The 23,239-nt window shown below is 61.4% G+C and carries 23 protein-coding genes and 2 pseudogenes; 12 read left to right on the top strand and 13 right to left on the bottom strand.

Annotated features, from left to right (window positions below):
* Nucleotides 1-52: 52 nt before the first annotated feature.
* The 8 genes and pseudogenes from codA to HBO12_RS21840 form a co-directional block, all read right to left on the bottom strand.
* Nucleotides 53-1,288, bottom strand: a complete 1,236-nt coding sequence (gene codA / locus HBO12_RS21875) for a cytosine deaminase (RefSeq protein WP_169957021.1) — start codon at nucleotides 1,286-1,288, stop codon at nucleotides 53-55.
* A gap of 102 nt (nucleotides 1,289-1,390) precedes the next feature.
* Nucleotides 1,391-2,659: a cytosine permease gene (gene codB, locus HBO12_RS21870; RefSeq protein ID WP_170043190.1), complete on the bottom strand. Its 1,269-nt coding sequence runs from the start codon at nucleotides 2,657-2,659 to the stop codon at nucleotides 1,391-1,393.
* A 182-nt stretch (nucleotides 2,660-2,841) separates the two neighbouring features.
* Nucleotides 2,842-2,982, bottom strand: a pseudogene (locus tag HBO12_RS21865) (NUDIX hydrolase); the annotation flags it as partial.
* 73 nt (nucleotides 2,983-3,055) lie between these two features.
* A complete protein-coding gene (gene queD, locus HBO12_RS21860) occupies nucleotides 3,056-3,412 on the bottom strand; it encodes a 6-carboxytetrahydropterin synthase QueD (protein ID WP_003190259.1) in 357 nt (118 codons plus the stop codon).
* 140 nt (nucleotides 3,413-3,552) lie between these two features.
* Nucleotides 3,553-3,948, bottom strand: coding sequence for a hypothetical protein (locus tag HBO12_RS21855; protein ID WP_169957023.1), 396 nt, complete (start codon nucleotides 3,946-3,948; stop codon nucleotides 3,553-3,555).
* Nucleotides 3,949-4,250: 302 nt separating this feature from the next.
* Nucleotides 4,251-4,463 carry a helix-turn-helix domain-containing protein gene (locus HBO12_RS21850; RefSeq protein WP_169957024.1) on the bottom strand — a complete coding sequence of 71 codons (213 nt, stop codon included), beginning with the start codon at nucleotides 4,461-4,463 and terminating at the stop codon, nucleotides 4,251-4,253.
* Between the two features lie 3 nt (nucleotides 4,464-4,466).
* Nucleotides 4,467-5,048 carry a hypothetical protein gene (locus HBO12_RS21845; protein ID WP_170043189.1) on the bottom strand — a complete coding sequence of 194 codons (582 nt, stop codon included), beginning with the start codon at nucleotides 5,046-5,048 and terminating at the stop codon, nucleotides 4,467-4,469.
* Nucleotides 5,049-5,138: 90 nt separating this feature from the next.
* Entirely contained in the window at nucleotides 5,139-6,218 is a 1,080-nt protein-coding gene (locus tag HBO12_RS21840) for a patatin-like phospholipase family protein (RefSeq protein ID WP_170043188.1), read from the bottom strand.
* Nucleotides 6,219-6,377: 159 nt separating this feature from the next.
* Between HBO12_RS21840 and HBO12_RS21835 the strand changes: the two genes are divergently transcribed.
* The 7 genes from HBO12_RS21835 to HBO12_RS21805 all read left to right on the top strand — a co-directional run bounded on the left by HBO12_RS21835 (nucleotide 6,378) and on the right by HBO12_RS21805 (nucleotide 12,670).
* On the top strand, nucleotides 6,378-6,686 hold the full coding sequence (locus HBO12_RS21835) for a PepSY domain-containing protein (protein WP_169957027.1): 309 nt from the start codon (nucleotides 6,378-6,380) through the stop codon (nucleotides 6,684-6,686).
* Nucleotides 6,686-7,000: a PepSY domain-containing protein gene (locus HBO12_RS21830; protein WP_169957028.1), complete on the top strand. Its 315-nt coding sequence runs from the start codon at nucleotides 6,686-6,688 to the stop codon at nucleotides 6,998-7,000. Before HBO12_RS21835 ends, HBO12_RS21830 begins: the two co-directional genes overlap by 1 nt.
* Entirely contained in the window at nucleotides 7,000-7,668 is a 669-nt protein-coding gene (locus HBO12_RS21825; RefSeq protein ID WP_169957029.1) for a response regulator transcription factor, read from the top strand. The genes HBO12_RS21830 and HBO12_RS21825 overlap by 1 nt, the downstream gene beginning before the upstream one ends.
* Complete coding sequence (locus HBO12_RS21820) at nucleotides 7,665-8,978, top strand: ATP-binding protein (RefSeq protein WP_170043187.1); 1,314 nt, start codon at nucleotides 7,665-7,667, stop codon at nucleotides 8,976-8,978. The genes HBO12_RS21825 and HBO12_RS21820 overlap by 4 nt, the downstream gene beginning before the upstream one ends.
* Nucleotides 8,979-9,187: 209 nt before the next feature.
* Nucleotides 9,188-10,141: a TAXI family TRAP transporter solute-binding subunit gene (locus tag HBO12_RS21815; RefSeq protein ID WP_170043186.1), complete on the top strand. Its 954-nt coding sequence runs from the start codon at nucleotides 9,188-9,190 to the stop codon at nucleotides 10,139-10,141.
* A gap of 88 nt (nucleotides 10,142-10,229) precedes the next feature.
* The gene (locus HBO12_RS21810; protein ID WP_170043185.1) at nucleotides 10,230-12,257 is read left to right on the top strand and encodes a TRAP transporter permease; all 2,028 of its coding nucleotides are present in this window, start codon (nucleotides 10,230-10,232) and stop codon (nucleotides 12,255-12,257) included.
* On the top strand, nucleotides 12,254-12,670 hold the full coding sequence (locus HBO12_RS21805) for a DUF1850 domain-containing protein (protein ID WP_169957033.1): 417 nt from the start codon (nucleotides 12,254-12,256) through the stop codon (nucleotides 12,668-12,670). The genes HBO12_RS21810 and HBO12_RS21805 overlap by 4 nt, the downstream gene beginning before the upstream one ends.
* A 7-nt stretch (nucleotides 12,671-12,677) precedes the next feature.
* Here HBO12_RS21805 and HBO12_RS21800 read toward each other — a convergent pair whose 3' ends face one another.
* Nucleotides 12,678-14,825, bottom strand: a complete 2,148-nt coding sequence (locus tag HBO12_RS21800; protein ID WP_170043184.1) for a methyl-accepting chemotaxis protein — start codon at nucleotides 14,823-14,825, stop codon at nucleotides 12,678-12,680.
* A gap of 238 nt (nucleotides 14,826-15,063) precedes the next feature.
* Here HBO12_RS21800 and HBO12_RS21795 point away from each other — a divergent pair, with 238 nt between their 5' ends.
* From HBO12_RS21795 to HBO12_RS28820, 3 genes and pseudogenes are all read left to right on the top strand, one after another.
* Nucleotides 15,064-16,383 (top strand): Na+/H+ antiporter family protein, encoded by a 1,320-nt coding sequence (locus HBO12_RS21795; protein WP_166647879.1) that lies wholly within the window; start codon nucleotides 15,064-15,066, stop codon nucleotides 16,381-16,383.
* Nucleotides 16,384-16,474: 91 nt separating this feature from the next.
* Nucleotides 16,475-17,296 (top strand): annotated as a pseudogene (locus HBO12_RS28825) (cache domain-containing protein); the annotation flags it as partial.
* Between the two features lie 36 nt (nucleotides 17,297-17,332).
* Nucleotides 17,333-18,154 carry a methyl-accepting chemotaxis protein gene (locus HBO12_RS28820; RefSeq protein ID WP_370693742.1) on the top strand — a complete coding sequence of 274 codons (822 nt, stop codon included), beginning with the start codon at nucleotides 17,333-17,335 and terminating at the stop codon, nucleotides 18,152-18,154.
* A gap of 448 nt (nucleotides 18,155-18,602) precedes the next feature.
* Here the strand turns inward: HBO12_RS28820 and trhP are convergent, their stop codons facing one another.
* Nucleotides 18,603-19,922 carry a prephenate-dependent tRNA uridine(34) hydroxylase TrhP gene (trhP, locus tag HBO12_RS21785; RefSeq protein WP_170043182.1) on the bottom strand — a complete coding sequence of 440 codons (1,320 nt, stop codon included), beginning with the start codon at nucleotides 19,920-19,922 and terminating at the stop codon, nucleotides 18,603-18,605.
* Nucleotides 19,923-20,084: 162 nt separating this feature from the next.
* Here trhP and HBO12_RS21780 point away from each other — a divergent pair, with 162 nt between their 5' ends.
* On the top strand, nucleotides 20,085-21,152 hold the full coding sequence (locus tag HBO12_RS21780; protein WP_169956214.1) for an AI-2E family transporter: 1,068 nt from the start codon (nucleotides 20,085-20,087) through the stop codon (nucleotides 21,150-21,152).
* Here the strand turns inward: HBO12_RS21780 and HBO12_RS21775 are convergent.
* The 3 genes from HBO12_RS21775 to HBO12_RS21765 all read right to left on the bottom strand — a co-directional run bounded on the left by HBO12_RS21775 (nucleotide 21,149) and on the right by HBO12_RS21765 (nucleotide 22,211).
* Complete coding sequence (locus HBO12_RS21775; protein ID WP_169956212.1) at nucleotides 21,149-21,328, bottom strand: hypothetical protein; 180 nt, start codon at nucleotides 21,326-21,328, stop codon at nucleotides 21,149-21,151. The genes HBO12_RS21780 and HBO12_RS21775 overlap by 4 nt on opposite strands.
* A 109-nt stretch (nucleotides 21,329-21,437) precedes the next feature.
* On the bottom strand, nucleotides 21,438-21,632 hold the full coding sequence (locus tag HBO12_RS21770; RefSeq protein WP_029296627.1) for a hypothetical protein: 195 nt from the start codon (nucleotides 21,630-21,632) through the stop codon (nucleotides 21,438-21,440).
* A gap of 231 nt (nucleotides 21,633-21,863) precedes the next feature.
* Complete coding sequence (locus HBO12_RS21765) at nucleotides 21,864-22,211, bottom strand: hypothetical protein (protein ID WP_169956210.1); 348 nt, start codon at nucleotides 22,209-22,211, stop codon at nucleotides 21,864-21,866.
* Nucleotides 22,212-22,375: 164 nt separating this feature from the next.
* On the opposite strand from HBO12_RS21765, the gene HBO12_RS21760 reads away from it, so the two are divergent.
* Nucleotides 22,376-23,194, top strand: a complete 819-nt coding sequence (locus HBO12_RS21760; RefSeq protein WP_169956208.1) for a shikimate 5-dehydrogenase — start codon at nucleotides 22,376-22,378, stop codon at nucleotides 23,192-23,194.
* Nucleotides 23,195-23,239 lie beyond the last annotated feature (45 nt).

The following is a 23,239-nucleotide window of genomic DNA, read 5'->3' as shown; positions in this document are numbered from 1 at the left end:
CAATGGTGCAGGTGGTGTGCGGTGTCGGCGATAGCGTGCGAATGGGGCTGACCTACATAAACTCGACCTGCGCAGGCTGGCGCTTGATCAGCACCTTGCCATTACGGATCGAATACAGCGCCAGGCCCTGGCTGCGAATCACTTCATAGTCGCTGTTTGCCGACAGGATCAGCAGGTTGGCCGGCCGCCCGGGTTCCAGGCCGTAGCGGTCGCCCAGGGCCATGGCTTGGGCACTGTTGTCAGTGACGAGATCCAGGGCTTTTTGCAGGTTGCTGTAGCCGAGCATATGGCAGATATGCAGCCCGGCTTCGAGCACTCGCAGGATATTGCCGTTGCCCAGTGGGTACCACGGATCGACGATGGAGTCCTGGCCGAAGCACACGTTCATGCCGGCTTCCAACAGCTCGTTGACCCGGGTCACGCCCCGGCGTTTCGGGAAGTTGTCGAAGCGGCCCTGCAAGTGAATGCTTTCGGTGGGGCAGGACACAAAGCTGATGCCAGAATGCCCCAGCAGACGAAACAGCTTGGCGCAGTAGGCATTGTCGTAGGAGCCCATGGCCGTGGTGTGGCTGGCCGTGACCCGGCTACCCATGTCGCGGCTGCGCGCTTCTTCGGCCAGCACTTCGAGAAAGCGCGAATGCGGGTCGTCGGTTTCATCGCAATGCACGTCCACCAGGCAGCCCGTACGTTCGGCCAGGTCCATGAGGAATTTGACCGAGCTGACCCCTTGGTCGCGGGTGTACTCAAAATGGGGAATGCCGCCCACCACATCGGCGCCCAGGCGAATGGCTTCTTCCATCAGTTCGCGGCCATTGCGGTAGGACTCGATGCCTTCCTGGGGAAACGCCACGATCTGCAGGTCGATCAGGTGGCCACTCTCCTGGCGCACTTCGAGCATGGCCTTGAGCGCCGTCAGGTCCGGATCGGTGACGTCGACGTGGGTGCGCACATGCTGGATACCATGGGCTGCCAGGGCCTGGATGGTCTGCTTGGCACGGGTCTTGGTGTCGGCCTGGGTGATGGTGGCCTTGCGCTCGCCCCAGCACTCGATCCCTTCGAACAGCGTGCCGCTCATGTTCCAGCGCGGCTCGCCGGCAGTGAGGGTGGCGTCGAGGTGGATATGCGGCTCGACAAACGGTGGCACTACCAGGTTGCCAGCGGCATCCAGGTCGTCCGGCCCCAGGGGCGGCGTGACGGTTTGTGGGGTAATGCTGGCGATCCGGCCATGTTCCAGGTGCAGATCATGCAGGCCTTCACGGTTGCGCAGGCGGGCGTTGATGATATGCATGGGCAAGTTCCTCTTGGGCAAACAGCAATCAGGCAGACAGCCGCCAGATCATCAGCGCGACGCCGATGTCCGACGGTCATTGGAGTGTCGGGGCTCTCAGGCTCATGCCTGGATGTCAGCCAATGGTACGCGCACCCGTAGGGCGGCAGTGAGTGCAATGTAGGTAGCGGCTGCCGCGATAATCCCCACCAGGGGCGCGACCCATGGCGAGCTGAACGCCAGCACCGTACCCACTGCATAGGCAATCAGCCCCGGCCAATTGAAGGCCGGCAAGCGCACGTCTGCCAGCCGTGGATAGTGACCGCGGTAGCGATAGAAGAAGTCGGCCATGATCACCCCGCCAATCGGTGGTATCACTGTGCCCAATAGAATCAGGTAGGGCACCAGCATGTCGTACATGCCCAGCAAGGCGAGCAGGGTGCCGATCACGGCGCCGACCAGGGTTACGGTCTTGCGGCGTTTGGTGCGCAGCAGGTTGCAGCCGGCGACGGCGAAATTGTAGATGGTGTTGTCCTGGGTGCTCCAGATATTGAGCAGCAGCATGGCCATCGCCGCCATGGCGAAACCTTGCAGCAGCAATACTTCCACCACATCCGGTTGCTGATAGACGATGGCGCCGTAGGCACCGATCAGCACCATCAGGCCGTTGCCGACAAAAAAACCGATCAGGCTGGCCAGTACCGCGACCTTGGCCGAGCGGGAAAAGCGCGTCCAATTGGTGGCCTGGGTAGCACCGCTGACAAAGGTGCCGAACACCAGGGTAATGGCCGTAGACAGATCCAGCTCCGCGCTGGGCACCACCGCGAGCAAACCTTGCAGCCCGCCGACTTTTACGGTGGCCACCCACATCGACAGCAACAGCAGCAGGCCCATGGCCGGGACGGCAATGTAGGAGAGGATTTCCAGCCCCCGGTAGCCCACGTAGGCCGTGGCGCAGAACACCAGGCCGAACAGCACCATCAGTGCCAGTACGCTGCCCTGGCCCAATTCGAAATATTTGCCCAGTACCACGGCCGCCGTGGCGGTACCCCAGGCGTACCAGCCAATCTGGGTGAACCCCAGGATCAGGTCACTTAACTTGCTACCCACTTCGCCAAAGCAGAAACGCCCCATCAGCACCGAGTTCAAGCCGCTCTTGAAGGCGATATAACCCAGGCCTGCGGCGTAGATACCCAATAGCAGGTTACCCAGGGCCACGACACCGAGCATCTGGGTAAAACTGAAGGCCACCCCCAGCTTGCCGCCAGCAAACATGGTTGCGGTAAAAAAAGTGAAGCCCAGCAACACCATGGCCGTGGAGCCAAGGCCCTTGCGTGCATGCATGGGCACTTCGCTGAGAGGGTAATCGTTGCCCGGTTCGTTCTGCGTCATGTGCCGTTCCCCTGTGAGTGACCCAGGGCTTGTTGCAGCGCCCGTGCCAAGTGGGGGCTGTGCAGGTTGCACAGTATTCGGGCGCGGGGAAGGGCAGGAGGCTGGGATTGCTTGTTGGTTAGGCCCAGCCAGGCACAAAAGCGGTGCAGCGGTGATACAAGTTGGATCACCGTGCCAGGGTGTCAGTCGAACAGGGTCTGGCTGATTTCGCCGCGGTGAAAGGCGAAGGCTGCTGCAAGATCACTCTCGATGGTGCGCCCGCGTGATAGCGGTGGCAGGTCGTCGAGTCTGAAGAAACCAACGTCGGTGGTTTCAAAGCCTGATGCCATGGTGGGCTTGCTTGGTGTACTTCAAGGCCTGGTTTTAATCGCTGTTGCCACCGAGCACAGCAGCGAATTACTCACCGCGATAAATACAGCCACTGGTGCAGGTCTCATGGATGCGAATAGCGCTGAGTTCCGGCAACAACGGCTTCAACTCATTCCAGATCCACTTGGCCAGCACTTCGCTGGTAGGGTTTTCCAGGCCGGGGATGTCGTTGAGGTAGTTGTGGTCGAGGCGCTCATAGAGCGGCTTGAAAATCGCCTTGATCTCCGAGAAATCACGGATCCAGCCGGTATGCGGGTCAAGGTCGCCGCTCAGGTGGATGGCCACCTTGAAGGAGTGACCATGCAGGCGCCCGCATTTATGGCCTTCGGGGACGTGAGGCAAGCGGTGGGCGGACTCGAAGGTGAACTCTTTGAAAATTTCCACGGTATGACCTGTAAGGCAGGAGTTTCTAGGGCGGTGTGCGATTGTCAGGGTCGGGTGAGCGCTTGATGGGCCCAGGCGACCGACGTGGCGCGCATTCTAACCTGTTTATCGGGCGACCTGGCGGCGTGTGTAAAGCATGGTTATTCCTGGGACCATAACGTAGTACTGACCTTGACCCCATCCCCGCAGGCCAATGAACTCTGCGACCCGCGGCGCTCCAGTTCTGCGTGCGCACGAGCACACTGCACCTGGCCTTGGGCGGCTGCATTATCAATGCTGATATTGCCGGTGGTTTCGGACACCAGGTCGCCGTTTTTCTCCACCCGGATCAATGGCCGTTCGGGCTGTATTTCAAAGCGGCTTTTCGTCGGCTCGGTGTTCAGTGCCAGGTCGGTGGGGGCTGCCGGCAACTGGTCTTCGGTGACGCCATAGCGAGTGAGAAGCGAGAGATTGGGCAAGTCCTGCGCGTTTGCGTGGCCGGCCGCCAGAAGCAGGAACATGCCAAGGCTATACAGTTTTTTGCGATTAGAATGCATGGTTGTATCTTTCCAAAGTTGTTTCTTGATGGGCTGGATTGAAGAACAACTTGTTGTTATCGCAACCACGTTTAGGGCAGGGAGTATTCAACCAGAAAGATGAACCGTAGCGGTTGCCGAACTGGGTGCCTGGTTCATAAAACTTGAACGAGGAAGGGTCGTAACTGCTGTTACTACAGCCAGTAATCAGGGCGATAGTGAAGAGGCCCAGGAACTTTATGGGTGTCATAGGGGGGGAGGTCCGCGTTAAATTGATCAGTATCTTACAGGGTTGCCCGCAAGCCAGGCAGCCCATTCCAGAGCTAGGCGTCTTCGCTCTCGAACTCCAGCAAGTCGCCTGGCTGGCAATCCAGGGCGATACACAGCTTGTTCAGGGTTTCGAGTTTGAAGCCTTTGATCTTTCCATTTTTCAATAGCGACAGATTGGCTTCGGTAATCCCAATGGCATCTGCCAGTTGGTTGGAGCGAATCTTTTTCTTCGCCATCATGACGTCCAGTCGAATAATGATTGTCATGGGTTAGATGATGCTTTTGTTTTCATCGTCGATAACTTTTGATTCGGCCACTATCAATGAGAATGCGCACAGAAAGATGCCTTGTATGATTGCATAGATGGCTGCGGATGATACACCCACACTGAGGCTGAATGTGCGCTCGCCAGGCGGCATTTCAATCGCCAGGGCCAAGCCTTGCAGGGTGGAAACAACCGGTGCAAGCAGCGGGGTAGCAATGAATAGGAGGCCCATCCACCACAGGATCTTGATATTGGCCTCGGTCCAGATGTGCCCCTTGGAAAGGCGCATGAAAAAGATCCCGGTCAGCACCAGCGCCAGCACTGTAAGGCTGATCGGCAGCATTTCCAGGGCCAGGACCAGGCCCATGATCCAGGGGGCCGGTTGGTAGCCAGGGGCTAACAGCGAAGGCATCTGCTCGCCGTAGGCATTGAGATACTCTGCCAGGGCGGTGGGATAGTCGAAGATCCAGTACAAAATCGGCGCGCCGAATTCGATCAGCGCGACCGACCACGCCAACAGTGCGGCAAACGCGCCTATGGACCGCAGCCGGGTGTTGGTGGAGACGGTATGCAGGTGATTGCTCATGGGTTGATCCATACGGGGTTGATGGAAGAATAATCCATGAATAATTATCGAACTACAATAATTTTTTGCGAAAAAAACAGTGGCCGATGCTTAGAGTGCAATCAAACGCTCACCCAATCGACCGCTATCGGCCAGTTCAAGGAATTCATCGCCCAGCCGCTGGCTCTCATTCATCGCGGTTTGCCAGTACTGATTACGCCGGGTGTCGTCCCCCATAAAGCGCTTGAAGTCGCTGCGATCCGGCAATTTGCCGTAGGGCAGGCGGGCCAGGTAGTCCCGTGAAGGGGCCACCAGCAATACATCGCGCAAACCCTGCGGACTGCTGCGCCGCCACGGCAGGCTCTTGTCGAACCAGCCGGGGATGACTCTGTCGGTGAAGTGCGGGTACAGCACAATGTCATCACCGTGGTAGGGCAGGTCGAGGTGGTAGTCCAGCAGGCCGCCATCGCGATAGGTGCCGGCCCCGGCGCCCGGCAAGTCGCGCACGCCTTGCATCACCATGGGGATCGAGCCGGACGCCAGCAAGGCCTGGCGCAGGTTGCCCAGTTCCAGGTCGAGGAAGCGCGACGGGAAATCCTTGAGTGGGTGCAGCGGTGGGGCCTGGCGCGGGTCGTGGATGATCAGCCGCTCAAAGTGCCGCGACAGTCGCGCACGGCCGCGCAGGTTGTCGGCGATCACCGAAGACAGGCCCAGGCCCAGGCGCCCACGGTGGTCATCGGCGAGCAGGCCATGGCTTTTGACCACCACGATATTCAGGCGATAGTGCGGGTTATCCAGCAGCGTTGCATCGCGCCCGGCCAGCAAGTCATCGAGCATGCGCTGGCAGCTCTGGCTGACCTCGGCCATGGTCACGCCCTTGGCAAAACGTTGCTCGTTGTACAGGCGACCGAGGTCGAGCAAGCCTTGTACCGGGTCGGGCAGGCAGGCACTGGCAAAGCGCCAGGAGCCGATCGATGCGCCAATCAGCGCGCGCTCGCGGGGCGCGCGTGCCAGCCAGTCACCGAACAACGCCAGGTCCAGGCCCTGAATGCCCAAGGCCTTGGGGCCCCCGGCCGCGCCGGGCAGAATCCCCACGTCTTGAGGTTTGAGGCCGTGCTCGCGAATGCGTGTAAAGGCGCGCTGGCCAGCCTTGAGCGTCAGGGCTGGGAACTTGATGTGGATGGCCGTCATACCGATCTCTGTGCAGGCGAGCAGGGCAGTATAGGAAATTTCCCCAGGGGGCTGGCAAGGTGTTGTGGGACAATTGCCATAGTGGCAATTCAGTTTCAGTTAAGTTGCGCGTCGTACTGTGGGGGCCGTAGGTAAAACATTGTGAAATGGAGACTTGTCATGAAAAACCTCACAGCAATTGTCGCCGCCAGTATCATCGCCCTGACCACCGGCCTGGCCCAGGCGCGGGACCTGGGGCCGGATGAAGCGCTGAAATTGCGTGACGCTGGTACCATCCAGTCCTTCGAGAAGCTCAATGCCGCCGCCCTGGCCAAACATCCAGGTGGCACCGTGCATGAAACCGAACTGGAGCAGGAATACGGCAAATATATTTACCAGGTTGACCTGCGCGATGCCCAAGGCGTCGAGTGGGATGTGGAATTGGACGCTGTCACCGGGCAAGTTCTCAAGGATCATCAGGATACGTAATGAAGGTAAATCTACGCACCGGCAGTCGATTGGCGCTGGTGCTCCTGGCCTTTTGCTCGGTGGTGGCTGCCCGGGACCTCAACCAGGATGAAGCTCTGGAACTGCGCCAGCAGGGGGTGATCCTGTCCCTTGAACAACTGTTGCAGCAGGCCATGGCGCGGCATCCCGGCTCCCGGTTGCTGGAGGCCGAGCTTGAGAGCAAACACGGCAGCTATGTCTATGAAGTGGAACTGGTGACCACCGATGGCGTGGTCCGGGAAATCAAACTGGACGCGACCACTGGCGCACTGCTTAAAGACGAGGAAGATGACTGATGCGCCTGCTTCTGGTGGAAGACCACGTACCGTTGGCCGATGAACTGCTGGCCGGGCTCAAAGCCCAGGGTTATGCCGTGGATTGGCTGGCGGACGGGCGTGACGCGGTGTATCAGGGGCGCAGCGAGCCCTATGACCTAATCATCCTTGACCTGGGCCTGCCCGGGCTGCCTGGGCTTGAGGTGTTGAGCCAATGGCGCGCCGCCGCCCTGGCGACGCCGGTGTTGATCCTCACCGCCCGCGACTCCTGGGCCGAGCGCATAGAAGGGCTCAAGGCCGGGGCCGACGATTACCTGAGCAAGCCGTTCCACCCCCAAGAGCTGTACCTGCGCATCCAGGCGTTGTTGCGCCGCTCCCATGGCCAGGCCAACCAGCCGACCTTGCAGGCGGCAGGCTTGCATCTGGATGAAGGCCGCCAGTGCGTGATGCGCGACGGTGCCGAGGTGCAACTGACCGCTGCCGAGTTTCGCCTGTTGCGTTACTTCATGCTGCATCCCGAACAGATCCTTTCCAAAAGCCACCTGGCCGAGCATTTGTATGACGGTGAGACCGAGCGCGACTCCAATGTCCTCGAGGTCCACGTCAACCATCTGCGGCGTAAGCTGGGACGCAGCGTGATTGAAACCCGGCGCGGCCAGGGTTATCGCTTTGGCGCCAGCCCCGCGTGAGGTCGATCCAGCGGCGGTTGAGCCTGGGGCTGATCAGCGTGATGGTGATCGTCGGCCTGGTGCTGGCACAAACCAGCCTGTGGCTGTTTGAAATGGGTTTGCAGCGCTACCTGGAGTCGGGTTTGCGCAATGACAGCGAAAACCTGCTGGTGGCCCTGGTGCGCGGCCCTGGCGGCGTGCAACTGGATGAGCAGCGCTTGTCACCGGCCTATCAGCGGCCGTTTTCCGGGCACTATTTCCGTATCGACTTCAGCGACCACCACTGGCGCTCGCGCTCACTCTGGGACCAGGAACTGCCGCAACTGCCCCAGGCCGGCCTGCAGGGCAACCTGCAATTGGGCCCGGAAGGCCAGCAACTGCTGGTGCTGCGTTCGGACTACAAGCGTTTCGGCCAGTCGATTTCCATCAGCGTGGCCCAGGACTTCACGCCCGTGCGGGAAAGTTTCCGCCTGATGCGCCAGGTCGGCCTGGTCCTCGGGCTGGCGGCGTTGCTGCTGATCCTGATCCTGCAAAGGGTCACCGTGCGCCGGGCCTTGCGCCCGCTGGAAACCGCGCGCGAACAGATTGCGCAACTGCAACAAGGCCAACGCTCACAACTGGACACCCAAGTGCCAGTGGAGCTGGAGCCGCTGGTGGCGCAGATCAACCACCTGCTGGCCCACACCGAAGACAGCCTCAAGCGCTCGCGCAATGCCCTGGGCAACCTCGGGCATGCCCTGAAAACCCCCCTGGCGGTGCTGTTGAGCGTGGCCTCCAGCGAGCAGCTCAAGGACCAGCCGCAACTGGCCAAGCTGCTGCGCGAGCAATTACAGCAGGTGCAGCAACGCCTCAACCGCGAACTCAATCGCGCGCGCCTTGCCGGTGAAACCCTGCCCGGTGCGTTGTTCGACTGCGACAGCGAATTGCCGGGCCTGCTGGCGACCCTGAACATGATTCACGGCGAGCACCTGGACCTGAGCTACCACGTTCGCCCCGGCCTGCAACTGCCGTGGGACCGCGAGGACTTGCTGGAGCTCTTGGGCAACCTGCTGGACAACGCCTGCAAATGGGCGGATGCCGAAGTGCGGGTGAGCATTGACGAGGCGCCCCACGGTTTTCAGTTGCGGGTCGAGGATGACGGGCCGGGGATTCCCGAGGCCCAGCGCACCCAGGTGTTCAGCCGCGGCACCCGCCTGGATGAACAGACCGATGGCCACGGCCTGGGGCTGGGGATCGTGCGCGATATCGTCGAGGTATGGGGTGGCACATTGCAGTTGCACGAGAGTGAACTGGGCGGCCTCAAGGTGCTGATCGAGCTGCCCCGACGCTAGGTCTGATGGCACCTTGCTTCCGATCTGTAGGAATTTGCAACAAGGCTTTTCCTGTAACGCCTGGCTGGGACTATTTCGCTTATAACAGCCGCCTGGCTGGCCACGTCGAGCGGGGTTCCCCGCTCGCAACCCACGGTATCTGTCAGAGCACTTGTCAGCCGGGCACTCGCTTGCTCGGCACCTAATAAGAACGATAAAAGGTGACTCCCATGCGAATGACCAAGCGTTTGTGCGTGTTTGCTGCTGTCGCAGCCTTTGCCGCAAGTACGGCGGCACTCGCCGCTCCCACATTTATCAACGTGCTGACTGGCGGCACCAGCGGCGTGTATTACCCGATTGGCGTGGGCCTGTCGCAGCTCTACAGCAACGGCATCGAAGGGTCGAAGACCTCGGTGCAGGCCACCAAGGCTTCCGTGGAAAACCTCAACCTGCTGCAAGCCGGTCGCGGCGAGCTGGCCTTTGCCCTCGGTGACTCGGTAGCCGATGCCTGGAATGGCGTAGAGGACGCCGGTTTCAAGGCTCCGCTGCAAAAACTGCGGGCGGTTGCCGGTACCTATCCCAACTACATTCAGATCGTTGCCAGCCAGGAGTCCGGCATCACCACCCTGGCCGACCTGAAAAACAAGCGCATCTCCGTCGGCGCGCCAAAGTCCGGCACCGAGCTCAACGCCCGCGCAATCTTCAAGGCGGCTGGCCTGCGCTACGAAGACATGGCCAAGGTCGAGTTCCTGCCTTATGCCGAGTCTGTGGAGTTGATCAAGAACCGCCAGCTGGATGCCACCCTGCAGTCTTCGGGCCTGGGCATGGCGGCGATTCGTGACCTGGCGGCGACCCTGCCGGTCACCTTCGTTGCCATTCCTGCGGATGTCATCGCCAAGATCGGCAACGCGGCCTACCAGGCCGGCACGATCCCGGCGGGCACCTACGACGGTCAGGCCAGCGATGTATCGACAGTGGCCATCACCAACCTCCTGGTCAGCCATGACGGTGTGCCCGATGACGTGGCCTACCAGATGACCAAACTCATGTTCGACAACCTCGATCGCCTGGGCAATGCCCATTCGGCCGCCAAGGATATCCAGCTCGAAGGCGCGGCCAAGGGCCTGCCGATCCCGCTGCATCCGGGCGCCGAGCGCTTCTACAGGGAAGTGGGCGCCCTGTAGACCACGTGCCAGGGCTGCCAGTAAAGCCTGCGTACACCGTACGCCAGGTTTTATTGGCCTATCGACGTTGTAATGTGGGAGTGCCTCCATGAGTGAGCAAGACCAAAGCCTCGCCGCCAATCCCAGGGATTGGCCCCGAGCCCTGTTCTATGTCGGGCTGTTGTTTTCCACCTTCCAGATCATCACCGCCGCCTTCCACCCGGTTTCCAGCCAGATTCTGCGGGCCGTGCACGTGGGCTTCCTGTTACTGGTGGTGTTTCTGTGTTTTCCGGCGCGGGGCAGGGCCCAGCCCTGGCAACCGCTGGCCTGGCTGCTGGGGCTGGCCGGGATGGCCACGGCGTTCTACCAGTGGTATTTCGAAGCTGACCTGATTCAACGCTCCGGCGACCTGACTGGCAGTGACATGATCGTCGGCCTGCTGCTGATCGTGCTGGTATTTGAAGCTGCGCGACGGGTGATGGGCATTGCCCTGCCACTGATCTGTGCGCTGTTCCTGGCCTACGGCCTGTTCGGCCAGTACCTGCCAGGCGACTTGATGCACCGTGGCTACGCCATCGACCAGATCGTCAACCAACTGGCCTTTGGCACCGAGGGGCTGTATGGCACGCCGACCTATGTTTCAGCCACTTACATCTTCCTGTTCATCCTGTTCGGCGCATTCCTTGAACAGGCCGGGATGATCAAGCTGTTCACCGATTTCGCCATGGGCCTGTTCGGCCACAAGCTCGGTGGCCCGGCCAAGGTTTCGGTGGTGTCGTCGGCACTGATGGGCACCATCACCGGTTCGGGCGTGGCCAACGTGGTCACTACCGGCCAGTTCACCATCCCGTTGATGAAGCGCTTTGGCTACAAATCGGCGTTTGCCGGCGGCGTGGAAGCGACCTCGTCGATGGGCAGCCAGATCATGCCGCCGATCATGGGCGCAGTGGCGTTTATCATGGCCGAGACGATCAACGTGCCGTTCTTCGAGGTGGCCAGGGCCGCGCTGATTCCGGCCTTGCTGTACTTCGGCTCGGTGTTCTGGATGGTTCACCTGGAAGCCCGGCGCTCCAACCTGTGTGGCCTGCCCAAGAGCGAATGCCCCAACCCCTGGGCGGCGGTCAAACAGCGCTGGTACTTGCTGATACCGCTGTTGGTGCTGATCTACCTGCTGTTTTCCGGGCGCACACCGTTGTTCTCGGGCATGGTCGGCCTGGCACTGACGTCCATCGTGATTCTTGGTTCGGCGATCATCCTGCGTGTTTCATCCAGGGTCATGCGCTTTGCCTTCTGGATTGCCCTGGGCGTGCTCTGCGCGGGGTTCTTCCGGCTGGGTATCGGCATGGTGTTCGGGGTGGTGGCGCTGCTGGTGGCGGTGTGCTGGTTTATCAAGGGCGGCCGCGACACCCTGGGCCTCTGCTTGCATGCGCTGGTCGAAGGCGCGCGCCATGCCGTGCCGGTGGGCATCGCCTGCGCCCTGGTGGGGGTGATCATCGGCGTGGTGTCGCTGACCGGGGTGGCCTCCACCTTTGCCGGCTATATCCTTGCCATCGGCCAGGACAGCCTGTTCCTTTCGCTGCTGCTCACCATGCTCACTTGCCTGGTTCTGGGCATGGGCATCCCGACCATTCCCAACTACATCATCACCAGTTCGATTGCCGCCCCGGCCTTGCTCGACCTGGGGGTGCCGCTGATTGTGTCGCACATGTTCGTGTTCTATTTCGGCATCATGGCGGACCTCACGCCACCGGTGGCGCTGGCCTGTTTCGCGGCGGCGCCGATTGCCCGGGCAAGCGGCCTGAACATCAGCCTGTGGGCGATCCGCATCGCGGTGGCCGGGTTTGTCGTGCCGTTCATGGCGGTGTACGAGCCGGCGTTGATGCTCCAGGGCGATAGTCTGCTGGCCACACTGTATGTGGTGGCCAAGGCGCTGCTGGCCATTGGCATCTGGGGCGCAGTGTTCACCGGTTACCTGCAGACCCGGCTCAGTGGGTGGGAACGCATGCTGGGCTTTGCCGCCGGTGCCAGCCTGATTCTGGCGACGCCGTTAAGCGATGAAATCGGCTTCGCCCTGGCCGTGCTGTTGATCGCACAGCACTGCTGGCGTGCTCGCCGAGCTCAGGTGGCCACTGCGTGATCGGCCTGTGCCTGGGGTTGGCCGGCGCGGTCTGGGCACAAGTCCCCACGCCAGCCTTCACCCTGGCCTGGACCCATACCGTTGAGAAAGTGCGCTGGGAGGAGGACTACCGCATAACGCCCGAGGGGTTGCTGTTGGGCGAGGCGCGGGTCAAGGGTTCCGGGGCAGGCATGGAAATCCCGCACGGCGCCGAACTGCGCGAGGGCAGTTGGCATTACCGGCGTCAGTTACCGCCTGTGCAACCGTTGCGTGTGGGGCGAGCCCCCGAGGCCGGGGATTATCAAGTGTGCTTCAACCAGCGCTGCCACTGGCTGAGTGCCTGGCTCGGCCCGCCACACGCGAGCCGACCGGCGCTGGAGCTGTGGGGGTGTGAGCTGGATGTTGCATCCAGCGCCAGGCCCCGCGCATTTTAAGGCGCCATCAGACTCGGAACTGGTCCATCAAGCCCTGTTGCTGATTGGCCAGGCTGTTCAGCGTCTGGCTGACCCGCGCCGATTCATTGGCTTGTTCCGACAGCGATTCGGTCACGTCGCGAATCGTCGCCACGTTGCTGTTGATCTCCTCGGCCACCGCGCTTTGCTGCTCGGCGGCGCTGGCGATCTGCAGGTTCATGTCGCTGATCACAGTCACGGCGTCGCCGATCTGGCGCAATGCCGTGACGGCCTGGCCCACCTGCTCGACACTGCCCTGGGCCTGGCGATGGCTGTTGCTCATGGAACTCACCACTTCCTGGGTGCCGTTTTGCAACTGTTCGATCACTTGGCGGGTTTCTTCCACCGATTCCTGGGTGCGCCGCGCGAGGTTGCGCACTTCGTCCGCCACCACCGCAAAACCGCGCCCGGCCTCACCGGCGCGGGCGGCTTCGATGGCGGCGTTGAGCGCCAACAGGTTGGTCTGTTCGGCAATCGCGCGGATCACTTCCAGCACTGAACCGATCTGCTCGCTATTGGCCGCCAGGCCTTCGACTTGGGCCATCGCCGTACTCATGTCGGCGGCGAGGTGGCCGATGCTGGTGGTGGTGCGGTCGATCACGGTCAGGCCTTCGCGGGTGGCCTGGTCGGCATCGCGGGCGGCTTGTGCTGCCTGGGCGGCGCTGCGCGCGACATCCTGGGCGGTGGCGCTCATTTCGTGGGAGGCGGTGGCCACCTGATCCACCTGGCGGTACTGCTGGTCCATGCCGGCGCTGGTCTGGCTGGCAATTGCCGCCGATTGGTCGGCGGTGCTGCGCGCGTCCTGTACCGAGCGTTTGACCTCGGCAATGATCGGTTGCAGTTTGTCGAGGAAGCGGTTGAACCAACTGGCCAACTCGCCCAGCTCATCGCGCTTGTCGTAGGCCAGGCGCCGGGTCAGGTCGCCTTCGCCACTGGCGATATCCTCCAGCATGCGAGCCACGCCGAGGATCGGCCGGGTCACGCTGCGGGCCATCAGCCACACCAACAGCAAGCCGACGATGGCGGCGAGCAGGCCCAGGCCCAGTTCCAGCAGGGTGCCTTTGGTGTTGTCGGCATCCAGCTCGGCCTTGAGGGCTTGCGCGGGGCCGATCAGGACTTTTTCCGGCACATCCAGCAACACGCCCCAGGACTTGCCATTGGGAATGGGCTGGAAGGGGGCCAGGACCTTGAGTTGATGATCGGTACGCAGGCTGTAGGTCTGGGTGCTGCTGGCCATGGCGCTGATCAGTTGCGCGCCGCTGGCGGTATCCACGCTGTCCAGGCGCTGGCTGAGCTTGCTGGCATCCGGGCTGTAGCCGGCGAGCAAACCCACCGGGCTGATGATGCTGACGTTGGTCTGGCCGTCATACAGTTTGCGGCTGGCGTTCTGGCTGACGGCCTGCAGGCTGTTGAGGTTGATGTCCACCGACAGCGAGGCGATGACTTTGCCATTGACCATGAGCGGGAACACGATGCTGGTCAGCAATACGTTGTGCCCGTCGATCACATAGAAGTACGGCTCGATCACACACGGCTTGAGCGTGCTGCGCGGGCAGGTGAACCAGGTGTTGGCCTTTTCGCCGCTGGGGCCGACGCTGGTGTCGGACATATCGCTTTCCGGCAGCGCCATCGAGGTCAGCGTGCCGGGTGTCGGCTGCGACCAGTACAGGGCAAAGCGTCCCTTTTCATTGCTGCCCAGCTCCGCCTGGCCGGCGAACAGCTCATCCTTGCCATCCAGGGCATTGGCTTCAAAGACCAGGGACAGGCCCAGCAGGTCCGGGTTGGCTTGCAGGGCAGCCTTGACCTGGCGGGTCAGGTCCTCACGCAGGTCGAAGGCATCGAGAAAGCGCTTCTCGGCCTGTTCGCGCAAAAACAGCACCTGGCGCGAAAAACCATGGCCGTACTGATAGGCGTCCATAAATTGCTGGCGGATGCCCAGGGCCTGGACTTCACCCTGGGCTTCGATGCGCGATTGGGCCGCGACATTGAGCATCTGCGTGCTGGAGGTCTGGACCCTTTGTGAGCTCTGGTCCATCCGATACAGCGACAGACCCACCAGCAGGGTCACGATCCCCAACAGACAAAGGCCGGCGAGGAGGGTGATTTTCCATTGAATGGACAGCTGCCTGAGCGACATGGAGATCCTTAACCTTTCGTTACGACAGAGATGATCCGTTGTATCGGCCGCGTGGTTTTTTTCTTTATTCATACGATCAATTGAATTCTGTTTGCGACGTCGCGCTTTGACATGACGCGCCGGCTGCTGCAAAGTGCGCGCCCTCTAATAAAACTCCCTTTCTGCGTGTGCCGTGGTCGCCATCTGGCCAGGGCGCCGGCGCGTGTTGTTTTTATGTTTCTGTCTTGAGGTAACCATGATTAACGCAGTAATCGCCGCGGTCGGTACCATGCTCGTGCTCAGCCTGTCCCGCGTGCATGTGGTCATCGCGATCATCGTCGGCGCGCTGGTCGGCGGCTTGACCGGCGGCCTGGGGATCGACGCGACGCTCAGCGCGTTCAACAGCGGCCTGGGCGGCGGTGCCACAGTGGCGCTGTCCTACGCGTTGCTCGGTGCTTTCGCCGTGGCGATTGCCAAGTCCGGCCTGGCCCACGCCCTGGCGGACAAGGCCCTGCTGCTGGTGGACCGCCAGGAGGCTACCGGCGGCAGTCACGTCAAATGGCTGCTGATCTGCCTGCTGGGCGCGGTAGCGATTGCCTCGCAGAACATCCTGCCGATCCATATCGCCTTTATCCCGTTGCTGGTGCCACCGCTGCTGTATGTGCTGACCAAGTTGCAGATTGACCGGCGCCTGATCGCCTGCGTCATGACCTTCGGCCTGATCACCCCGTACATGTTCCTGCCGGTGGGCTTCGGCAACATCTTCCTCAACCAGATCCTGCTGGCCAACGTTGCCAAGAGCGGGGTGGATATCAGCCAGGTCAATGTCACCCATGCCATGGGCATCCCGGCGCTGGGCATGGTGTTCGGCCTGCTGGTGGCGGTGTTTATCAGCTACCGCAAAAAGCGCGTCTATGACCTGGAGAAAATCGAACGGGTCGAGCAAGTGGCGGTGCAATACAACCCGCTGACCCTGCTGGTGGCCGGGCTGGCCATTGCCTCGGCCTTTATTATCCAGTTGTGGCTGGACTCGATGATCATCGGCGCCCTGGCGGGTTTCCTGATCTTCTCGGTATCGGGCATCGTGCGCTGGCGCGACACCGATGACCTGTTCACCGAAGGCATGAAGATGATGGCGATGATCGGCTTCATCATGATCGCGTCTTCGGGGTTTGCCGAAGTGCTCAAGGCAACCGGCCAGGTACAGACGCTGGTGCAGGCCTCCGCCGCGTTCATCGGCCACAGCCGTGGCGTGGGGGCGTTGTTGATGCTGCTGGTGGGCCTGCTGGTGACCATGGGCATTGGCTCGTCATTCTCCACCGTGCCGATCCTTGCGGCGATTTTTGTGCCGCTGTGTGTGCAACTGGGGTTCAGCCCGCTGGCCATCGTCTGCATCGTCGGCACCGCCGGGGCCCTGGGCGACGCCGGCTCTCCAGCGTCGGACTCCACCCTGGGGCCGACCTCGGGTCTGAACATTGACGGCCAGCATCACCATATCTGGGACACCGTGGTCCCGACCTTCCTGCACTACAACCTGCCGTTGCTGGTGTTCGGCTGGTTTGCCGCGATGACCCTGTAACACCCCCTGTAGGAGTTGGCTTGCCGGCTCCTACAGTTTTTTCTCTGCGGGCCGTTAACCTCTTAACGTTGCCCTACAAGAGAGAAGATCCATGCGTCTGAGTCTGAAGGCCAAAGTCCTGTCCCTTGCCGTATTGCCGGTGTTGTTGTTTGCGGTGGTCATCAGCCTGACCACGGTGTGGATTCTCAAGGAACAGGCGCGTACCGAGGTGGCCGAAACCCGCCAGCGCCTGCTCAATAACGCCAAGGCCACCCTGCAAAGTTATGTCGAGGTGGCGATGACCACCATCAAGCCGCTGTACGACGCCGCAGCCCCTGGCGACACAGAGGCGCGGGCGCAGGTGGTCAAGTTGCTGTCCAACACCACCTACGGCAAGGACGGTTATTTCTTTGGCTACGACTCCGAAACCATCCGCCTGTTCAAGGGCAACAGCCCCGACGGCGTGGGCAAAAGCTTCAAGGACAACCGCGACCCCAACGGTGTCTACGTCAACGGCGACCTGGTGAAGGTCGGCAAGGACGGCAGCCACTACCTGCAATACAGTTCGACCCAGCCGGGGCAAACCGAACTGGTGCCCAAGCTCGGCTACACCGAATACCTGCCCAAGTGGGACATGGTGATTGGTACGTCAGTCAACCTCGACGGTATCGACGCCCTGGTCAGCGAGGTGGAAGCCAAGGTCAACGAGCGTATGGAAGGGGTGTTGTTGAGCATTATCGGTATTGCGGCGGTGCTGCTGTTGCTGATCGCGGCAGTGGGCATGCTGCTGGCCAATACCATCTTGCGTCCCTTGCACCTGATGAAGGCCAACCTCGACGACATCGCCGCCGGTGAAGGTGACTTGACGCGCCGCCTGGCAATCACCAGCCAGGACGAACTGGGTGAACTGGCGGGCTCGTTCAACCGGTTTGTCGACAAGATCCACGGCCTGGTGCGCCAGATCACCGACATGACTTCGCAACTGACCGGCCTGGTCAGCCAGGTGTCCGAGCAGGCCCATCGTTCGGAGCAGGCCATGGAGCGCCAGCGCCAGGAAACCGACCAGGTGGCAACCGCGATCAATGAAATGTCATCCGCCGCCCATGAAGTGGCGCGCAGTGCCCAGGGCGCGGCGGTGGCGGCCCAGCAGACCGACGCCGAAGGTCAGGCCGCCAAGCGCGTGGTGGATGGCAGCATCGCGCAGATTCATGCGCTGGTGAATGACATCCGCAGCAGTGGCGTGTCCCTGGACAGCCTGCAACAGGACGTGTCGTCGATTGTCAGTGTGCTTGGGGTGATCCGTTCGATTGCCGAGCAAACCAACCTGCTGGCCCTCAACGCCGCCATTGAAGCGGCCCGTGCCGGTGAAGCCGGGCGTGGGTTTGCGGTGGTGGCCGATGAAGTCCGCGCGCTGGCCAGCCGCACTCAACAAAGTACCCAGGAAATCCAGGGCATGATCGACCGCCTGCAAAAAGGCACCGAGGCGGCCGTGGAATCCATGCGCCGCTCCAGCGATGCCGGCGATGGCACCTCGGCCCAGGCCAATGAAGCCGGGGCGTCCCTCGATACCATGGCGCAGCTGATCGGCACCATTAACACCATGAACGCGCAGATCGCCAGCGCCGCTGAAGAGCAAACCGCCGTGGCCGAAGAGATCAACCGCAGCGTGCATCAGATTGCCGTGGCGGTGGACAGCGTGGCGGACGAGACCCAACAGGGCGCGCAGACCTCCCGCAGCCTGGCGGAACTGGGGCAGCGGTTGGGGCAGTTGGTGGGGCAGTTCAGGATCTGACCTGGTAATTGGGGTGCTGGTTCTGGCCTCATCGCAGGCAAGCCAGCTCCTACATTTGAATGTATTCACAGTTCAAAATGGGGGAGTTGGTGGGGCAGTTCAGGGTGTGACCTGGCGATTGCGGTGCTGGTTCTGGCCTCATCGCAGGCAAGCCAGCTCCTACATTTGAATGTATTCACAGTTCAAAATGTGGGGGTTGGTGGGGCAGTTCAGGATCTGACCTGGCGATTGCGGTGCTGGTTCTGGCCCCATCGCAGGCAAGCCAGCTCCTACATTTGAATGTATTCACAGTTCAAAATGTGGGGATTGGTGGGGCAGTTCAGGATCTGACCTGGCGATTGCGGTGCTGGTTCTGGCCCCATCGCGGGCAAGCCCGCTCCCACATTTGATCGGTGAACACGGTCAAAATGTGGGAGCGGGCTTGCCCGCGATGAGGCCCTAACAGCCGCTACACATCCCGCATCAACAACCCAAACCCGATATCCATCTCCAACGGCACCGGCACATACACCGTATGCCCATCCCCCGGCGCCACCTCGATCGCCTCACCCTTGGCGTTATGCATCATCCCCAAATCAAAGTGGAAATTCCCCGCCGGGGTCATCAACTCCAGGTGATTGCCCACGGCAAAGCGGTTCTTCACCTTGACCTCGGCCAGTTCCCCGCGCCGTTCGCCGGTCAATTCCCCGACAAACTGCTGTTGTTCCGAGACGGAGCTGCCGTTCTGGTAGTTCTGGTACTCGTCGTGCACATGGCGGCGCAGGAAGCCTTCGGTGTAGCCGCGCTGGGCCAGGGACTCAAGGTTGGTCATCAAGCCCCGGTCGAACGTGCGCCCGGCCACTGCATCATCAATGGCCTGGCGGTACACCTGGGTGGTGCGCGCCACATAAAAGTGGGATTTGGTGCGGCCTTCGATCTTCAGCGAGTGCACGCCCATCTGCGTCAGGCGCTCGACGTGCTGCACCGCCCGCAGGTCCTTGGCGTTCATGATGTAAGTGCCGTGCTCGTCCTCGAAAGCCGGCATCTGCTCATCCGGGCGATTGGCCTCTTGCAGCAGGAACACCTGGTCGGTGGGCGCGCCAAGGCCCAGGGTCGGCTCGGGTTGATACTGCTGGACGATATCACCCACGGTGTTTTCGACCGCCGCGGTGGCCTGGTATTTCCAGCGGCAGGCGTTGGTGCAGGTGCCCTGGTTGGCATCGCGCTTGTTCATATAGCCCGACAACAGGCAGCGCCCGGAATAGGCCATGCACAGTGCGCCATGCACAAACACTTCCAGCTCCATGGCCGGCACGTGCTGGCGGATCTCGGCGATTTCTTCCAGGGACAATTCCCGCGACAGGATGATCCGGCAGATGCCTTGCTGCTGCCAGAACTCGACGCTGGCCCAGTTCACCGTATTGGCCTGTACCGACAGGTGGATCGGCATCTGCGGGAAGTGCCGGCGCACCAGCATGATCAGGCCCGGGTCGGACATGATCAGCGCGTCCGGGCCCATGGCGATCACCGGTTCCAGGTCCTTGAGAAAGGTTTTGAGCTTGGCGTTGTGCGGCGCAATGTTGACCACCACATAAAAGCGCTTGCCCTGGGCCTGCGCCTCGGCGATGCCCAGGGCCAGGTTGGCGTGGTCGAACTCGTTGTTGCGCACCCGCAAGCTGTAGCGCGGCTGGCCGGCGTAGACCGCGTCGGCACCGTAGGCAAAGGCGTAGCGCATGTTTTTCAGGGTGCCGGCAGGGGCGAGCAATTCGGGGGCAAGGACAGGGAGCATGGGGATTTGGGTCGCAAAAGGGCGGCAGGGTAGCCGAGCCGGGGCGGGCGCTTATTGATCTGGGTCTACGCTGTAGAAATAAAGATGGCACTCGTGCGACGCCCGGCGGACTAAGCAACAGGGCGCGCTGGGCGCCCGGCGTTTTTCTGGTACGGATCGGACATGAACCAAACGAATCTGCAATTCAAAACCCTGCTGTTGCTGCTGGTCATCGTGACCCTCGCGTTCTTCTGGATCCTGTTGCCGTTCTATGGCGCGGTGTTCTGGGCGGTCATCCTGGGGATCATCTTTGCGCCCATGCAGCGCCGCCTGCAGCTCAAGTTTGGCTGGAACCGCAACCTCACGTCGTTGTGTACCCTGATGGTGTGCCTGGTGATCGCGATCTTGCCGGTGATCATCACCAGCGCCTTGCTGGTGCAGGAGGGGGCGACGCTGTACAAGAACGTCGAAAGCGGCAAATTGGATGTGGCCGGCTACATCGAACAATTCAAGAACTTCCTGCCGCCGTACTTCCAGCACCTGCTGGACCGCTTCGGCATGGGCAACCTGGAAGGCCTGCGCGAGAAAATCGTCAAGGGCGCGATGCAGGGCAGCCAGTTCTTTGCCAGCCAGGCGTTCAGCTTTGGCCAGGGCACCTTTGATTTCCTGGTGAGCTTTTTCATCATGCTGTACTTGCTGTTCTTCCTGCTGCGCGACGGCCCCGACCTGGTGCGCAAAGTGCGCACGGCGGTGCCGCTGGCCGAGCCGCAGAAGCGTCGCCTGCAACTGAAGTTCAACCGCGTGGTGCGCGCGACCGTAAAGGGCAATGTGCTGGTGGCGGTGACCCAGGGCGCGTTGGGCGGCCTGATCTTCTGGTTCCTGGATATCCCCAGCGCGTTGCTCTGGGCGGTATTGATGGCGTTTCTGTCGTTGCTGCCGGCCGTGGGTGCGGGGATCGTGTGGGGGCCGGTGGCCGCTTATTTCCTGCTCAGCGGTTCAATCTGGCAGGGGGTGGTGCTGGCCTTGTTCGGGGTGTTTGTGATCGGCCTGGTGGACAACGTGCTGCGCCCGATCCTGGTGGGCAAGGACACCAAAATGCCGGATTACCTGATCCTGATCTCGACCCTGGGCGGCCTGTCGATCTTCGGCCTCAATGGCTTTGTCATCGGGCCGTTGATTGCCGCGCTGTTTATCTCCAGTTGGGCGCTATTTGTCGAGACCAAACCGCGGGTGCGGCTGCCATTGCCCTAGGCTGAGAAGCAATGGGCCATCTTGCGTGACAGGGCTTGGGCATCGGGTAGTGAAGTCAGTGGGCCGCTGATGGCTTCACCGTCGCGTACCAGGTACCAGCAGGCGAGCAAACCCAGTTCCCGCAGGGGGCCGGGGACGGCACTGCCGATGACGGACATGATCTGGATAGTGGGCATATCTACCTCCATTGCTGATGGAGGTCACCTTACGGTGGCCAGGCGGCGAGGGAAAATCACCCTGCTCGATAGTCAACATCACTGCGATCGAGACTGCGCCGGCAGGGGTTCAGTCAACCACCTGGTCCAGCATGTGCAGCACTTCCTGTTCATTGAGCAGGCCCTTGTGGACCAGGTTTTCTGCCAGCAGCGAGAGAAACTTGGCGCTGCGATGGCCCTCCAGGTGCTTGAGTTCGGTCAAGGCGCTGTAGACCTTGCTCGAAGTGCAGAGGCCGGCGGTACGGTGCGGGTTTTGTGTGGGCATGCTGGGTCGTCCTTGTTGTTATGACCTGTTATGGGGGACAGTTTCGATAGTGAGAGTGCCGCGTGACACAAACATGACAGCGCGCCCCCCGGTTGGGCAAGTGCACTTTGGCCTTAATAATGTCGGATTTAACAGTCGGCGTTGTCTCGATAGCGACCTTGGCGAGATTTATTCAGACCTGGCAGCCCATAAAAAAGCCCCGCCTGGAGGGCGAGGCTTTTTCTGCTGGGCTTACCAGCCGCGCCCGTAATAGCCGCGGGGCGGGCCGTAATAACCGCGTGGTGGCCCGTAATACACCGGCGCCGGGCGGTAATACACCGGCTGCTGTACATACACCGGCGCCGGCTGGTAATAGACCGGTGGCGGGGCGGCATACACCGGCTGCGGTTGGTAATACACCGGTTGTTGCTGCACATATACCGGCCGATCATGGCTGGCGATCACTGAGCCCACAACGGCTGCGCCGACAACCGCACCCAATACGGCCGGGCCACCCCAACCGCCACCATGGGCGCAGGCTTGGCCGGCTACAGCGAGTGCCCCGATCAGCAAGGCGATCCTGGGGATTTTACGAATCATGGTCTTTCCTCGGTTGGCCCCTGCGCTTGTGGTCTGCAATCAATAGACTCAAGGATTGTCGCGGGGATACTTTTAAGACAACGTATTTCAGGAAAACAGCACTACCACTAGGTAAAGGTTGTGTAAGGTCTGTACCGATTTGCTTACTTGAAGAGGCGTTACCGATGCTGATGAACCCTAACAAGGATACCCAGCTGTGCATGTCGTTGTCGGCCCGGCCAGGCAATTTCGGCCTGCGATTTCATAACCATTTGTATGAGCAGTTGGGGCTGAACTTCTATTACAAGGCCTTCAGCAGCCAAGACCTGAACGGCGCCGTGGCCGGCATCCGGGCCTTGGGTATCCGTGGCTGCGGGGTGTCGATGCCGTTCAAGGAGGCCTGTATCGAGTTGGTGGACGAACTCGACGACTCGGCCCGCGCCATCGCCTCGATCAACACCATCGTCAACACCGCCGGGCACCTCAAGGCCTACAACACCGACTACATCGCCATCGAGCAACTCCTGCAAAAGCACGCGGTGCCCAAAGACTCGACCTTCGCCCTGCACGGCAGCGGCGGCATGGCCAAGGCCGTGGCCAGCGCCTTGCGTGATGGTGGCTATGCCAATGGGCTGATCGTTGCGCGCAATGAAACGGCGGGCCGGGCCCTGGCGCACAACCTGGGGTATGAGTGGCAGGCGACATTGGGCAAGGCGCGCCCGCAGATGCTGGTCAACGTGACGCCGATCGGCATGACCGGCGGCGCCCAGGTGCAGGACCTGGCATTCGAGGCCGACGCGATTGATGCGGCCGACACGGTGTTCGATGTAGTGGCGATCCCCGCCGAAACACCGTTGATTGTGCGTGGAAGGGCCCAGGGCAAGCGGGTAATTACCGGCCTGGAAGTGATTGCGATCCAGGCCCTGGAGCAGTTCGTGCTGTACACCGGCATCCGGCCGACCGACGAACAGTTCCAGAAGGCGGTGAATTTCGCCCGCCAGTAAAAAATCTCAAAAACACTGCGGGCCCATGTAGGAGCGGGCTTGCCC

The sequence above is a fragment of the Pseudomonas sp. WS 5059 genome (assembly GCF_012985525.1).
Classification (GTDB): domain Bacteria; phylum Pseudomonadota; class Gammaproteobacteria; order Pseudomonadales; family Pseudomonadaceae; genus Aquipseudomonas.
Note: the sequence above shows the minus strand (reverse complement) of the source record. Positions and strands in the feature narration are given on the sequence as shown.